This is a genomic window from Pseudomonas sp. 1L-C-7-B-C1, from assembly GCF_057291635.1.
The window spans coordinates 249193-263838 of sequence record NZ_JBXAWH010000008.1 but is presented as its reverse complement, the minus strand read 5'-3'; the positions used below and the strand labels follow the sequence as shown (position 1 = coordinate 263838).

General features: G+C 60.7%; 10 protein-coding genes. 8 read left to right on the top strand and 2 right to left on the bottom strand.

The features are described from left to right. Positions 1–15: 15 nt before the first annotated feature. The 6 genes from AC0Z8Z_RS14715 to pgi all read left to right on the top strand — a co-directional run bounded on the left by AC0Z8Z_RS14715 (position 16) and on the right by pgi (position 7964). Positions 16–1455, top strand: a complete 1440-nt coding sequence (locus AC0Z8Z_RS14715; RefSeq protein ID WP_485619589.1) for a sigma-54-dependent transcriptional regulator — start codon at positions 16–18, stop codon at positions 1453–1455. Positions 1456–2208: 753 nt separating this feature from the next. Continuing rightward, positions 2209–3606, top strand: a complete 1398-nt coding sequence (locus tag AC0Z8Z_RS14710; RefSeq protein ID WP_485619588.1) for a polynucleotide adenylyltransferase PcnB — start codon at positions 2209–2211, stop codon at positions 3604–3606. A 6-nt stretch (positions 3607–3612) separates the two neighbouring features. Further along, on the top strand, positions 3613–4095 hold the full coding sequence (gene folK, locus AC0Z8Z_RS14705; protein WP_485619587.1) for a 2-amino-4-hydroxy-6-hydroxymethyldihydropteridine diphosphokinase: 483 nt from the start codon (positions 3613–3615) through the stop codon (positions 4093–4095). A gap of 210 nt (positions 4096–4305) precedes the next feature. Further along, positions 4306–5106 (top strand): 3-methyl-2-oxobutanoate hydroxymethyltransferase, encoded by an 801-nt coding sequence (panB, locus tag AC0Z8Z_RS14700; RefSeq protein WP_122536960.1) that lies wholly within the window; start codon positions 4306–4308, stop codon positions 5104–5106. Beyond that, on the top strand, positions 5103–5954 hold the full coding sequence (gene panC, locus AC0Z8Z_RS14695) for a pantoate--beta-alanine ligase (protein WP_485619586.1): 852 nt from the start codon (positions 5103–5105) through the stop codon (positions 5952–5954). The genes panB and panC overlap by 4 nt, the downstream gene beginning before the upstream one ends. A 345-nt stretch (positions 5955–6299) precedes the next feature. Beyond that, positions 6300–7964 (top strand): glucose-6-phosphate isomerase, encoded by a 1665-nt coding sequence (pgi, locus tag AC0Z8Z_RS14690; RefSeq protein ID WP_122623114.1) that lies wholly within the window; start codon positions 6300–6302, stop codon positions 7962–7964. Between the two features lie 74 nt (positions 7965–8038). Here the strand turns inward: pgi and AC0Z8Z_RS14685 are convergent, their stop codons facing one another. Further along, positions 8039–8608, bottom strand: a complete 570-nt coding sequence (locus AC0Z8Z_RS14685) for a hypothetical protein (protein ID WP_485619585.1) — start codon at positions 8606–8608, stop codon at positions 8039–8041. A gap of 320 nt (positions 8609–8928) precedes the next feature. Here AC0Z8Z_RS14685 and AC0Z8Z_RS14680 point away from each other — a divergent pair, with 320 nt between their 5' ends. Then, the gene (locus tag AC0Z8Z_RS14680) at positions 8929–10110 is read left to right on the top strand and encodes an acetyl-CoA C-acetyltransferase (protein WP_485619584.1); all 1182 of its coding nucleotides are present in this window, start codon (positions 8929–8931) and stop codon (positions 10108–10110) included. Positions 10111–10189: 79 nt separating this feature from the next. Here AC0Z8Z_RS14680 and mgtA read toward each other — a convergent pair whose 3' ends face one another. Continuing rightward, a complete protein-coding gene (gene mgtA, locus AC0Z8Z_RS14675; RefSeq protein ID WP_485619582.1) occupies positions 10190–12925 on the bottom strand; it encodes a magnesium-translocating P-type ATPase in 2736 nt (911 codons plus the stop codon). A 687-nt stretch (positions 12926–13612) separates the two neighbouring features. Here mgtA and AC0Z8Z_RS14670 point away from each other — a divergent pair. Then, positions 13613–14629 (top strand): class I SAM-dependent rRNA methyltransferase, encoded by a 1017-nt coding sequence (locus tag AC0Z8Z_RS14670; protein WP_485619581.1) that lies wholly within the window; start codon positions 13613–13615, stop codon positions 14627–14629. Positions 14630–14646: the final 17 nt, after the last annotated feature.

The window sequence follows — 14646 nt, the reverse complement described above, 5'->3', positions numbered from 1 at the left end:
GAGAGAACCGAATCAATGCCTCACATTTTGATCGTGGAAGACGAAACCATCATCCGCTCCGCCCTGCGTCGACTGCTGGAACGTAATCAGTACCAAGTCAGCGAAGCCGGGTCCGTGCAGGAAGCTCAGGAACGTTTCAGCATCCCCTCGTTTGACCTGATCGTCAGCGACTTACGCCTGCCTGGCGCACCTGGCACAGAGCTGATCAAGCTCGGCCATGGCAAGCCGGTGCTGATCATGACCAGTTACGCCAGCCTGCGCTCGGCCGTGGATTCGATGAAAATGGGCGCGGTGGATTACATCGCCAAACCCTTCGACCACGACGAAATGCTTCAGGCCGTCTCGCGTATCCTGCGTGATCGCCAGACGCTGCAAAGCATGCAGGCCGAACGCGCCGCCACCGCAAAAACCGTGACCGGTGACAAATCTGGCCCGGACAACAGCAACGGCGAGATCGGCATCATCGGCTCCTGCCCGCCAATGCAGGACATGTACAGCAAGATCCGCAAAGTCGCGCCGACTGACTCCAACGTCCTGATTCAGGGCGAGTCCGGTACGGGCAAGGAATTGGTGGCGCGCGCGCTGCACAATCTGTCCCGTCGCGCCAAGGCGCCGATGATTTCGGTCAACTGCGCAGCGATCCCGGAATCCCTCATCGAATCCGAGCTGTTCGGCCACGAGAAAGGCGCGTTCACCGGCGCCAGCGCCGGTCGTGCCGGTCTGGTTGAGGCAGCGGACGGTGGCACCCTCTTTCTCGACGAGATCGGCGAGCTACCGTTGGAAGCTCAGGCGAGGCTTCTGCGCGTCTTGCAAGAAGGCGAAATTCGCCGCGTGGGCTCGGTGCAATCGCAGAAAGTCGACGTACGCCTGATCGCAGCGACTCACCGCGACCTCAAGAGCCTGGCCAAAGTCGGGCAGTTCCGTGAAGACTTGTACTACCGCCTGCACGTGATCGCGTTGAAGCTGCCCGCATTGCGTGAGCGCGGCGCGGACGTTAACGAAATTGCCAATGCGTTTCTGGCGCGGCAAAGCCTCAAGGCCGGGCGTAACGACCTGCGGTTTGCGCCAGATGCGGAGCACGCGATCCGACACTATTCGTGGCCAGGCAACGTGAGGGAACTGGAGAACGCGGTCGAGCGCGCGGTAATCCTGTGCGAGAGCCCGGACATCTCCGCAGAGCTGCTAGGCATCGATATCGAGTTGAGCGATCTCGACGTCAACGAGTTCATCGGCCTTGCGCCACAGACGTCAAGCTCGTCGAGTTCCACGGCTGGCGAGCCGACGGAAGACTTGTCGCTGGAGGACTATTTCCAGCATTTCGTTCTGGAGCATCAGGACCACATGACCGAGACAGAACTCGCTCGCAAGCTCGGCGTCAGCCGCAAGTGCCTGTGGGAGCGTCGGCAGCGCCTCGGCATCCCCCGTCGCAAGACCGGAGTGGCAAGCGAAACCTGAGCAAGCCGTCGCGCAGGCTCTGGCACGCGGGTTACGGGCAATGTGAAAAAACTGTTACCTCTTTAAAGGTGACGTAACAGAACCGGGGCGTACGGTAACGAACCCCCGGTTTTTTTTCGTCCGCACTGAATAGCGTCAATTTGCCACACCCTCGGATTCAGTGGCCTGTAGCGATTTTTGCAAAAGTTGGCACAGGTACTGCTATAGGTATTCGTACAAAAACAACAAAAATCAGTCACCCGAAACACCAACATAATAAAAACAAGACGAATCGACTCACGCATAACAAGAACAACACGGCGGAGGCGCAGCTAACTGATTCTTTTGGAGAGGCGTTGCATTTGGGACTTGTCCCGCAACCAGGCCGAGAACAACAAAAACTACCCTTAGGTAGAGCCTGAACTGGTTGGATCGATAGATCACTGCCGCACAGCGACCAAAGCAATCCGTTTGCTCTTGACTCCCGATTGGGAGGTTTCACAGGCGAAAGCCGTGAATTGGGCGGTCAACAAAAATAAAAAGCCCATCAGACAATAAAAATAAGAGCACGCACTTTGGGGGAGCTTCGGCTCCCCCAGTAGCATCCGCACTAAACCCCTCCCGCTCGACACCCGCGCCACGCAGCGCATTCAATACCCGCACGCACCCATCGCGCTGCCTCCTACACCATCCCCCGACTAAATGCTAGAATCCCCGCCCATCGTGCGGTCACTCTTCGAAATTGGCCGAATATTCCTTCAAACAGTGCCTCCCATGCTGAAGAAGCTGTTCCAGTCATTCCGTTCCCCACTGCGCAAGCCGCAGCAACACGTGCGCACAACGCCTGAGGTGCTCAATAGCAGCCAGCACTCGTTGCAACGCAATCAATTCAGCCGCTATGCGGTGAACATCGTCGAGCGCCTGCAGACCGCCGGCTACCAGGCCTATCTGGTGGGCGGTTGCGTCCGAGACATGATGCTCGGCATCACGCCAAAGGATTTCGACGTCGCCACCAGCGCCACGCCCGAGCAGATCCGCGCCGAGTTTCGCAACGCCCGTATCATCGGCCGCCGCTTCAAGCTGGTTCACATCCATTTCGGCCGTGAAATCATTGAAGTCGCGACCTTCCGCGCCAATCATCCAATCGACGACGAAGACGAAGACAGCAACCAGTCTTCGCGCAACGAGAGCGGGCGCATTCTGCGTGACAACGTTTACGGCACCCTTGAAGACGATGCACAGCGTCGCGACTTCACAATCAATGCCCTGTATTACGATCCGGTCACCGAGCGCGTTCTCGATTATGCCAACGGCGTACACGACATCCGCAATCGCTTGATTCGCCTGATCGGTGATCCACAGCAGCGTTACAAGGAAGACCCGGTGCGCATGCTGCGGGCCGTGCGTTTCGCCGCCAAGCTGGATTTCGGTATCGAGAAGCACAGTGCCACGCCGATTCGCCCGTTGGCGCCGATGCTGCGCGACATCCCGTCGGCGCGCCTGTTTGAAGAAGTGCTGAAGCTGTTCCTTTCGGGTTACGCCGAGGCGACGTTCGAAATGCTCGTCGATCTCGAACTGTTCGAGCCGCTGTTCCCGGCCAGTTCCAAAGCGCTGGAATACAACCCGACCTACACCCACACGCTGATCAGCGAGGCGTTGGCCAACACCGATCTGCGCATCAAGCAGAACAAACCGGTCACGCCGGCGTTCCTGTTTGCCGCATTGTTGTGGCCTGCCCTGCCCGCCCGTGTGCTGCGTCTGCAAGAGCGCGGCATGCCGCCGATTCCGGCTATGCAGGAAGCGGCTCACGAACTGATCACCGAACAGTGCCAGCGGATTGCCATCCCGAAACGCTTCACCATGCCGATCCGCGAAATCTGGGACATGCAGGAACGTCTGCCGCGCCGCTCGGGCAAGCGTGCGGACCTGCTGCTGGAAAACCCGCGCTTCCGTGCCGGCTACGACTTCCTGCTGCTGCGCGAATTGGCTGGCGAAGAAACCGACGGCCTGGGTGAATGGTGGACGGACTATCAGGACGCCAACGATTCCGGACGCCGTGACATGATTCGTGACCTGGGCAGCAAGCCCGACGCCACCGGCCAGGGCCCGCGCAAACGTCGTCGCAGCAGCAGCGGCAAGCGCAAACGCGCCGGCGTCGACGGGGCGGAATAACAGCCAATGATCGAGCGCGTTTACGTCGGCCTGGGTAGCAACCTGGCCGACCCCGCCGAACAGTTGCGCGAAGCGATCAAGGCCATGGGCCTGTTGCCGCAGAGCAGCCTGTCAGGCGTTTCCTCTTTTTATGTCAGCGACTCGCTGTTGCCGGGTCAGCCGCGTTACACCAATGCAGTCGCTGCGCTCGACACCTCGCTCCCCCCGCTGGCACTGCTCGACGCCTTGCAAGGCATCGAAAACGATCAGGGCCGCGAGCGCCTCGAACGCTGGGGGCCGCGCACGCTGGACCTCGACATCTTGCTGTTCGGCGATCGCCTCATCGATGAGCCGCGCCTGAAGGTGCCGCATTACCACATCCAGGAGCGCGCGTTTGTGCTGTACCCACTGGCCGAACTGGCGCCAGGGATCACCCTCGCTGATGGCCGCGCGCTGAATGATTTGCTTGCTCGATGCCCGTTCGAAGGCCTGGAACGATTGGCGAGCTGACGCCGCTCTGCGGGCACGTTGAAACCGGCAACACCCGGAATTGACTTCCCGCCCCCTCCTCACGAAGATAAGCGTCCCAAAGCCGGACGACCGGCCACAAGGCGCGGATCAGGCCGTTGCAAACATCGCGAAACGACGATGTGCCTGCCTCCCAAGATGAATCACGCGTTGCTCGCCGCAGTATTCACAGCGCCTGAATGAGGACTTTCCATGCCCGATATCACCGTTACGTCCCTGCTGGCCCTGAAGCAGAAAGGTGAAAAAATCACCATGCTGACCTGCTACGACGCGACTTTTGCCCACACCGCCAGCCAGGCAGGTGTGGAAGTGCTGCTGGTCGGCGACTCGCTGGGCATGGTCCTTCAAGGCCACGACAGCACGCTGCCCGTCACCACCGCTGAAATGGCGTACCACGTGGCCGGCGTCAAACGCGGCAATCAGGGCGCGCTGATTCTGGTGGATTTGCCGTTCATGTCCTACGCCACGCCCGAGCAGACCTTCGCCAACAGCGCCACGCTGATGCAGGCAGGCGCACACATGGTCAAGATCGAAGGCGCAGCGTGGCTCGCCGACTCGATCCGGCTGCTCGCCGAACGCGGCGTGCCCGTCTGTGCACACATGGGTTTAACGCCCCAGGCGGTCAACGTGTTGGGCGGCTATAAAGTGCAGGGGCGTCAGGAGTCGCAGGCGCGGCAGATGCGGGCCGACGCGATTACCCTTGAGCAGGCCGGCGCCGCGATGATTCTGCTGGAATGCGTACCGAGCGAACTGGCCCAGGAAATCACCCACGCTGTAAAGATTCCGGTGATCGGGATCGGCGCCGGCAGCGCCACCGACGGTCAGGTGCTGGTGCTCCATGACATGCTCGGGCTGTCGATCACCGGCCGCGTGCCCAAGTTCGTGAAGAATTTCATGGCCGGTCAGCCGGACATTCAGTCGGCGATCGCCGCTTACGTCAGCGCGGTCAAGGACGTCAGCTTCCCCGCTCCAGAACACGGATTCTCGGCATGAACACAGTTAAAACCGTTCGCGAACTGCGCGCCGTCGTCGCTCGCGCTCGCAGCGAAGGCAAACGCATCGCTCTGGTGCCCACCATGGGCAACCTGCACAGCGGCCATATCGCGTTGGTCACCAAAGCCGTTCAACGCGCTGATTTTGTAATCGCCAGCATCTTCGTCAACCCGCTGCAGTTTGGTCCCAACGAAGACTTGGCGTCGTACCCCCGTACTCTGGCTGCCGATCAGGAGCAATTGCTTCAGGCCGGTTGCCATTTGCTGTTTACGCCGACGGTCGAAGAAATGTATCCCCATGGCATGGCTGACCAGACCATCGTGCGTGTGCCAGTGGTGTCCGAAGGACTGTGTGGCGGCAGCCGTCCTGGCCATTTCGACGGCGTATCGACGGTGGTCAGCAAGCTGTTCAACATGGTGCAGCCGGACATCGCGATTTTCGGTCAGAAGGATTTCCAGCAACTGGCCGTCGTCAACGCATTGGTGCGTGACCTGAACATGCCCATTCAAATCATCGGCGAACCCACCGTGCGTGCCGCCGATGGCCTGGCCCTGTCGTCGCGCAATGGCTACCTGACTGAAGACCAGCGCACGGCAGCGCCTGCGTTGTACCGCGTGATCAAACGGATCGGCACGGCATTGCAGCATGGCGAGCAGGATCATCAGCAGCTGATCAGCGATGGTGTGAAAGACCTCGAAGCAGCGGGCTTCCGGCCTGATTACCTGGAGATTCGCCATGCAGTGAGCCTGCGCCCTGCGACCCCGGATGATCGTGATCTGGTTGTGCTGGGCGCGGCGTTCATGGGCAAGACGCGCCTGATCGACAACCTGCATCTGGTCAAGGAATAACCTGCCCACCCGGCTGATGGATGCGCCGGGTCTCATGTGAAGCAAAAGTCACGTGATCGGATGACCATCTGCGCCTATGCTCAGGGCGCGAAACCGATTGTGCAGCGCAGGCCTTGGCCTTCGCAGGGTGCTGGCGATGAACTTAGCCACACCCGCAATGCCATACCGATACAGTTCGTGTCAGACCAGCAGCTCTACTCTGTGAGAAAAAGTACCGAGCAAAGGTAAAGCAGGGCGCAGACATCGGCGTTGCCGGGGACTAGTCTCTGATCCGCCCACGAATTCATGTCCAATCCTGCTTTTCAGTGTCCAAAAGGCAGTTCAAGTACAAGGAAACCCGCAGCGATGGCGTACTACCGCACTCCTCATGACGTCACTACCCTGCCCGCCTGGCAGGCGCTCAACGATCACCGCGAAGCGATGCAGAATTTCAGCATGCGCGACGCGTTCAACGCAGACCCGAAGCGTTTCGACGAATTCACGCTCAGCAGTGCCGGTCTGTTTCTCGACTACTCGAAGAACCTCATTACCGCCGAGACCCGCCAGTTGCTGGTCAACCTGGCCAATGAAGTTGGTTTGAAAGAAGCCATCAAGGCGCAGTACGACGGCGAACTGGTCAACGCTTCGGAAGGCCGCCCTGCTCTGCACACCGCACTGCGTCGTCCGGTGGGCGACAAGCTGTTGGTCAACGGCGTCAACGTGATGCCGGAAGTGCACAAGGTGCTGAACCAGATCACTGATCTGGTCGGCCGCATCCACGACGGTCTGTGGCGCGGCTACACCGAAAAGCCGATCACCGATGTGGTCAATATCGGCATCGGCGGCTCGTTCCTCGGTCCTGAGCTGGTGTCCGAGGCGCTGCTGTCCTACGCGCAGAAAGGCGTTCGCTGCCATTACCTGGCGAACATCGACGGCACCGAGCTGCACGAGCTGACTCAGAAGCTGCGCGCCGAAACCACGCTGTTCATCGTTTCGTCGAAGACGTTCACCACCCTTGAAACCCTGAAGAACGCCACCGCTGCCCGCGCCTGGTACCTCGCCCAGGGCGGGTCCGAAGCCGAGCTGTATCGCCACTTCATCGCGGTGTCGAGCAACAACGCCGCGGCGGTTGCGTTCGGGATTCGTGAAGAAAACATCTTCCCGATGTGGGACTGGGTTGGCGGCCGTTACTCGCTGTGGTCAGCCATCGGCCTGCCGATTGCGCTGGCGATCGGCATGTCGAACTTCAAGGAGCTGTTGTCCGGCGCCTACACCATGGATCAGCACTTCCAGAACGCCGAGTTCGAAGAGAACATGCCGGTGCTGCTGGGCTTGCTGGGTATCTGGTATGGCAACTTCTGGGGCGCGCAAAGCCACGCGATCCTGCCGTACGACCACTACCTGCGCAACATCACCAAGCACTTGCAGCAGCTGGACATGGAATCCAACGGCAAGAGCGTTCGCCAGGACGGCGTGCCCGTCAAAACCGACACGGGCCCGGTCATCTGGGGTGGCGTTGGCGCGAACGGTCAGCATGCTTACCACCAGTTGCTGCACCAAGGCACGCAAATGATCCCGGCCGACTTCATCGTGCCGATCGTCAGCTTCAACCCGGTGTCCGACCACCACCAGTGGCTGTACGCCAACTGCCTGTCCCAGAGCCAGGCGTTGATGCAGGGTAAAACCCGCCCCGAAGCGGAAGCCGAACTGCGCGCCAAGGGTGTACCGGAAGAAGAAGTGCAGCGTGTCGCGCCGCACAAGGTCATTCCGGGCAATCGTCCGAGCAACACCATTGTCGTCGAGCGCATCAGCCCTCGCCGCCTGGGCGCACTGGTCGCGATGTACGAGCACAAGGTGTTCGTGCAAAGCGTGGTCTGGGGCACGAATGCCTTCGACCAATGGGGTGTTGAGCTGGGTAAAGAGCTGGGCAAAGGCGTTTACAGCCGCCTCGTCGGCACCGACGAAACGATTGCTGAAGACGCTTCGACTCAAGGCCTGATCAACTATTTCCGCGGTCGTCACCGCGGCTGATCTGCCTTCCTGCAGCACACGCGAAACCCGCTGCCCTCTCCCACGAGGCAGCGGGTTTCGTGCGTTCAGGCTGCTCAGTCTTCTATGTCGGGAAGCACCGTCGGATCAAGCTGAATGGTGTGCTGTGCCGGATTGCGCACGCAGATGAATTGATCGTCACGTGCCCCTTCCTTGGGGCCGACGCGACGCAGATGCATCAATGAGCCACACCAAGGACATTGCGCGGTGAGGCGATTCACCCGCAGCCGTCCAGCCTGGCTGATTTCGATATAGTGCCGCGAGCCGAAGAAATGCTCGAATTTGCGTCGACGCAGCACGGACGACATGGCAACGGCCATGACGGCAACGATGAACGAAAACATGAAGAACGTTGACCACGAGCTTTGCCCGCCCAATGGCGGCTGGAACAGGGTGAAGTACAGCCCGATCAGACTGGCGACACCCGTGATGCCTCCAAAGACAGAGACGTTGCTGCTGTCGACGCTTCGGCCGCCAAATGCCGAATGGCGCTTAATGTGCAATTGCTCAGGGGTGAACGTGGAACGCTCGTTGTGACTGATGTTTACGTTGGCGCCACGGAAATCGCCGACGCCTACGTTCAGGCTGTTGTCGCCGCTTTGATCGCCATGATTGTTGTTAGGCAAAAGAGGGTCTCCTGGGACGTGGACGCTGAAATGGCCGGCGATTGTCACTGCCTTCACCTTCAACGAAAATCAGCCCCTTCCCGGATTTGCGTGGGAACTAGCGACACACCCTGTCATATGTTTCTGTAGGAAGGATCCGCAATCGGTCGAGGATGGCGGTGCCCTGCGCACCGTGATGACAGGGTTCAGGCGACAAAGGGCTTAAATTATCATCGTCATTCATGCAACCATGCTTCCCTTGATGCGGCTGCCTGCCCTCTCTGTTTAGCCTCTTTACATCCGGTCCGGCGCCATGTCCTACACCACTGAGGATTCGCACCATGCAAGACGTTGTAATCGTTGCCGCTACCCGCACAGCGGTGGGCAGTTTCCAGGGTTCTTTGGCGAATATTCCTGCAGTGGATCTCGGCGCTGCCGTCATCCGTCAACTGCTGGCACAGACGGGTCTGGACGGTGCGCTGGTCGATGAGGTGATCATGGGTCAGGTGCTCACCGCAGGCGCAGGCCAGAACCCTGCACGCCAGGCGGCGATCAAGGCGGGTTTGCCGTTCACAGTGCCGGCCATGACGCTGAACAAGGTCTGCGGCTCGGGCCTCAAGGCGCTGCATCTGGGCACGCAGGCAATTCGTTGCGGCGATGCTGAGGTGATCATTGCTGGCGGCCAGGAAAGCATGAGCCTGTCCAACTATGTGATGCCGGGCGCGCGAACCGGCTTACGCATGGGCCACGCGACGATGATCGACACGATGATCAGCGATGGCCTGTGGGATGCGTTCAACGATTACCACATGGGCATCACGGCCGAGAACCTGGCCGATAAATACGCCATCAGCCGTGAGGCACAGGATGCATTTGCGGCGGCGTCGCAACAGAAAGCCGCCGCTGCCATCGAGGCCGGGCGCTTCGTGGATGAAATCACCCCGATCCTGATTCCTCAGCGCAAAGGCGATCCGCTGTCCTTCGCAACCGACGAGCAGCCACGTTCGGGCACCACCGCTGAATCCCTGGGCAAGCTCAAGCCAGCCTTCAAAAAGGACGGCTCGGTCACGGCAGGTAATGCGTCATCGTTGAACGACGGCGCGGCCGCGGTCATTCTGATGAGTGCCCGGAAAGCAGAAGAACTGGGCTTGCCAGTGCTGGCGCGGATTGCCGCTTACGCGAATGCCGGCGTAGACCCGGCAATCATGGGCATCGGCCCGGTGAGCGCAACCCGCCGCTGCCTGGACAAGGCGGGTTGGTCGCTGGAGGCGCTGGATCTGATCGAAGCCAACGAAGCCTTCGCCGCGCAGTCCTTGTCAGTCGGCAAAGAGCTGGGCTGGAACACGGACAAGGTCAACGTCAACGGCGGCGCTATCGCCATCGGCCACCCGATCGGCGCGTCGGGCTGCCGCGTGCTGGTGACCCTGCTCCACGAAATGATCAAACGCGACGCGAAGAAGGGACTGGCGACGCTGTGCATTGGTGGCGGACAAGGTGTGGCGCTGGCGTTGGCCCGGCCATAAGAGCCTGGCCGAGACGCAGGTGTAGGACCAGTCCCACTAAAAGCACGTGGTCAGTCAGTGGGACCGGCGTCACATGCAATCATTGCCACCCAAACTTGCGCACATAAAAGCCCTTCACCGCCTGGGTCAACGCCACGTACCCGATCAGGATCAGCGGCAGTATGGCGAAGTACAGCGGGGGCAGTGCCTGGAGCTTGAAGTAGTGCGCCAGCGGGCCCATTGGCAGGAAGATGCCCACGGCCATGATCACCCCGGTCATCACCATCAACGGCATTGCCGCGCGGCTTTGCAGGAAAGGGATTTTTGGCGTGCGGATCATGTGCACGATCAGCGTTTGCGTCAGCAGGCCCACGACAAACCAGCCGGACTGGAACAGGGTCTGATGCTCAGGCGTGTTGGCGCCGAATACGTACCACATGACCGCGAACGTGGTGATGTCGAAGATCGAGCTGATCGGCCCGAAGAACAGCATGAAGCGACCTACATCCGCAGGCTGCCAGCGCTGGGGCTTTTTCAGCAATTCCTCATCGACGTTATCGAACGGGATGGCGATCTGGGAAATGTCGTACAGCAGGTTCTGCACCAGCAGGTGCATCGGCAGCATCGGCAGGAACGGGATGAACGCACTGGCGACCAGCACCGAGAACACGTTGCCGAAGTTAGAACTGGCCGTCATCTTGATGTACTTGAGCATGTTGGCGAACGTCCGGCGCCCTTCCAGCACGCCCTCCTCCAGCACCATCAGACTCTTCTCCAGCAGAATGATATCGGCGGCTTCCTTGGCGATGTCCACCGCGCTGTCCACGGAAATACCGATGTCGGCCGTGCGCAGCGCAGGCGCGTCGTTGATGCCATCGCCCATGAACCCCACCACGTGCCCGTTGGCCTTGAGCAGCCGAACGATGCGCTCCTTGTGGGAAGGCGTCAGTTTGGCAAACACGTTGGTGGTCTCTACAGCGACCGCCAGTTCAGCGTCGCTCATGCGTTCGATATCACCGCCCAGCAGCAGGCCCTGACGTTCCAGACCGACTTCGCGACAGATCTTCGCGGTGACGCGCTCGTTGTCGCCGGTGAGCACCTTCACCGCCACGCCATGCTCGGCCAGTGCCTTGAGTGCAGGCGCCGTGCTTTCCTTCGGTGGATCGAGAAACGCCACATAACCGATCAGGGTCAGGTCGCTTTCGTCAGCCAGGCCGTAGGTGTCGCGGCCCGCCTCCATAGGACGCGCGGCCACAGCCACAACGCGCAGGCCTTCTTCGTTGAACGCAGCGGTGACGTTCAGAATGCGCTCGAGCAGTTCAGGCGTCAGCGCTTCTTCGGCATCGCCGTGGCGCACGCGGTTGCACACGCTCAGCACTTCTTCCAGCGCGCCTTTGCAGATCAACAGATGCGGTTCGCGCTGCTGTTGCACCACCACCGACATGCGCCGGCGATTGAAGTCGAACGGGACCTCATCGACCTTGCTGAACGCGGTGCCGACTTGCAGCTCGCGGTGAATCTCGACGTGCTCCAGCACGGCGACGTCCAGCAGATTTTTCAGGCCGGTCTGGTAGTAGCTGTTGAGGTAGGCCATTTCCAGAACGTCGTCGGACTCATCGCCCCAGACGTCGACATGGCGTGCGAGAAAAATCTTGTCCTGGGTCAGCGTGCCGGTCTTGTCGGTGCACAGCACGTCCATGGCGCCGAAGTTCTGGATGGCGTCGAGGCGTTTGACGATGACTTTCTTGCGCGACAGAAACACCGCGCCCTTGGCCAGCGTCGAAGTGACGATCATCGGCAGCATTTCCGGGGTCAGGCCGACAGCGATGGACAGCGCGAACAGCAGCGCTTCCATCCAGTCGCCCTTGGTGAAGCCGTTGATGAACAGCACCAGCGGCGCCATCACGAACATGAAGCGGATCAGCAGCCAGCTGACTTTATTGACCCCGGCCTGGAACGAGGTCGGCGCGCGGTCGGTGGCACTGACCCGCTGCGCCAGCGCGCCGAAATAGGTGTTGTTGCCCGTCGCAAGTATGACGCCCGTCGCCGCGCCGGACACCACGTTGGTGCCCATGAACAGGATGTTTTCCAGGTCCAGCGGGTTGCTTGTGTCGACGTCCTGACGCCGCGCGAATTTCTCCACCGGCATGGATTCACCGGTCATCGCGGCCTGGCTGACGAACAGGTCCTTCGCGCTGAGCACGCGGCAGTCCGCAGGGATCATGTCGCCGGCAGACAGCACGATGAGGTCGCCCGGCACCAGGTGCTTGATCGGCAGCTCAATGCGTTTTTGCTTTGCGTTAGCGGCAGCGTCGAACGTGCCGTCGGCGCGACGCATGACGGTCGCTGTGTTGCTGACCATCGCCTTCAGCGCGTCGGCGGCCTGATTGGAGCGCGCCTCCTGCCAGAAACGCAGCAGTGTGGAGAGCACGACCATGGAAAAGATCACCGTGGCGGCTTTCATGTCCTCGGTCAGCCACGAGATGAACGCCAGCAGGGTCAGCAGCAGGTTGAACGGGTTTTTGTAGCAGTGCCACAGGTGCACCCACCATGGCAGCGGCTGTTCGTGCTCGACTTCGTTAAGGCCGTGTTGCTCGCGCAGCTCGTGCGCTTCGGTTTCGGTGAGACCGTCGGCGTGGCTGCACAGGCGTGCGAGCAATTCAGGCACATCGCTGCTGGCACCGCGGGTCAGGGTTTGCGCAAGGGTGGGCGGCACTTCGCGGCTGACGGTGGCGTCGGTCACGCTGTCGAGCGTCGCCAGCCGACGGAAGTGCCGGCCAAGTTTGCGAGTGCGGACGAAGTCTGCGAGAAATTCTTTCAGGAGGGTGTACTTCATGGTTATGTCCCCTGGACTGAAGGCTGCTGGAGCTGAAAGCACAGGAACCTGGAGCGGGTACGGCAAGCCTCAGGCGCCGCGCTCATTGATGAGCAGGCACCGCAGGCTGGCCCGCACAGCAAAAATGCCGCGCGCGTCCGATGCGCAGACGAACGACGGACGCGTCGGTCATCACGCAGGATTGGGCGTCAGGGAAAGGACAGGAAAGCGGGCTCTGATCAGAGTCTGCTGGCACTGCCGCTTCTCACGTTGTCGGCGAGATAGCGGCAGTGAAAAGACTGCGCGTTATCGGGCCGAGGATTGGCCGGTCGTTAGCACCGGCTGACGTCTGTCACTCGAACAAGTACCCACTGTGGGTCTCCGCATTGGTTGAAAACGGGCGAAGAATACGCCCGGGTTTTATGAGAGTAAATCGCCAGTACGTGGGGTGTAAGGGTTATTGCGGATGTCTTCAGGGGAGGTTCAGCAAAGGCTGCAACGGTGCGGTATGTGACGGCATTTGTGGGAGTGAGCTTGCTCACGAAGACGGTATTTCAATCGCTACAGATGCGACGGATGTCCCGGCCTTTTCGCGAGCAAGCTCGCTCCCACAATGTGTGTCTGCAGTGCTGTGATGTTCGGCCACAGCAGACCGTATGAAATCGAACTGCTAAACTGCCGCGCCTCATTCCTGCCCCAAGGCCGAGCATGTCTTCGTTGAATCAGGCGCTCAGCGTCGCCCTCGATAATCGTCAACCCCTGCTCGCGGAATTGCACGCCCAAGGCACCGACTGCTATCGCCTGTTCCACGGCAGCCAGGAGGGCGCAAGCGGGCTGACCGTCGACCGCTACGGTCCGCAACTGCTGGTGCAGAGTTTCCACAACAGCCTGGACCTTGATTCGCTGCTCGCGCTGCATGCCGCCGTCAATGCACGGCTGGGTCTGGAGCTGTTGCTGGTCTACAACGACCGCTCCCAGGGCAACTCGCGCGTCGACCGCACAGACCCGATCTACAAAGCCGACGACGCAGCGCTCGTCGATCTGGTCGGCCATGAATGGGGCCTCAATTACCGGGTGCGCGGCCGTCATGCCGGGCAGGATCCGCTGCTGTTTCTCGACCTGCGCAACGCCCGCGGCTGGGTCAAGCAACATGCCGCCGGCAAGAGCGTGCTCAACCTGTTCGCCTATACCTGCGGCGTCGGCCTGAGCGCGGCGGCGGGTGGCGCGCGCGAGGTGTGCAACCTGGATTTCGCCGAGGGCAACCTGGCCGTCGGGCGCGAGAACGGCCTGCTCAATCCGCAGCTGCCGACCATGCAGTTCGTCCAGTCCGATTATTTCCCGGCCATTCGCCAACTGGCCGGGCTGCCCATCGCTTCCCGTCGCGGCCACAAACTGCCGAGCTACGTCCGCCTCGAGCAACGCCAGTATGATCTGGTCCTGCTGGATCCGCCGGCCTGGGCCAAGAGCGCCTTCGGCACGGTTGACCTGCTGCGCGATTATCAAAGCCTGCTGAAACCCGCGCTGCTGACCACCGCCGAAGATGGCGTGTTGATCTGCTGCAACAACCTGGCGAAGGTCAGCCTGGACGATTGGCGCGAGCAAGTGCTGCGTTGCGCGAGCAAGATTGGCCGACCTGTGCGTGACTGCCAAGTGCTGACCCCGGGCGCCGACTTTCCGTCACAGGACCAGCAGCCCCCGCTCAAGACATTGATCTTGCAGCTGTGATGCTCAAACGGGCTTAA

Bases quoted from the DNA above. Each gene is read 5' to 3' on its own strand.
- AC0Z8Z_RS14715 (WP_485619589.1), top strand. From the start codon at position 16: ATGCCTCACATTTTGATCGTGGAAGACGAAACCATCATCCGCTCCGCC.
- AC0Z8Z_RS14710 (WP_485619588.1), top strand. From the start codon at position 2,209: ATGCTGAAGAAGCTGTTCCAGTCATTCCGTTCCCCACTGCGCAAGCCG.
- folK (WP_485619587.1), top strand. From the start codon at position 3,613: ATGATCGAGCGCGTTTACGTCGGCCTGGGTAGCAACCTGGCCGACCCC.
- panB (WP_122536960.1), top strand. From the start codon at position 4,306: ATGCCCGATATCACCGTTACGTCCCTGCTGGCCCTGAAGCAGAAAGGT.
- panC (WP_485619586.1), top strand. From the start codon at position 5,103: ATGAACACAGTTAAAACCGTTCGCGAACTGCGCGCCGTCGTCGCTCGC.
- pgi (WP_122623114.1), top strand. From the start codon at position 6,300: ATGGCGTACTACCGCACTCCTCATGACGTCACTACCCTGCCCGCCTGG.
- AC0Z8Z_RS14680 (WP_485619584.1), top strand. From the start codon at position 8,929: ATGCAAGACGTTGTAATCGTTGCCGCTACCCGCACAGCGGTGGGCAGT.
- mgtA (WP_485619582.1), bottom strand. From the start codon at position 12,925: ATGAAGTACACCCTCCTGAAAGAATTTCTCGCAGACTTCGTCCGCACT.
- AC0Z8Z_RS14670 (WP_485619581.1), top strand. From the start codon at position 13,613: ATGTCTTCGTTGAATCAGGCGCTCAGCGTCGCCCTCGATAATCGTCAA.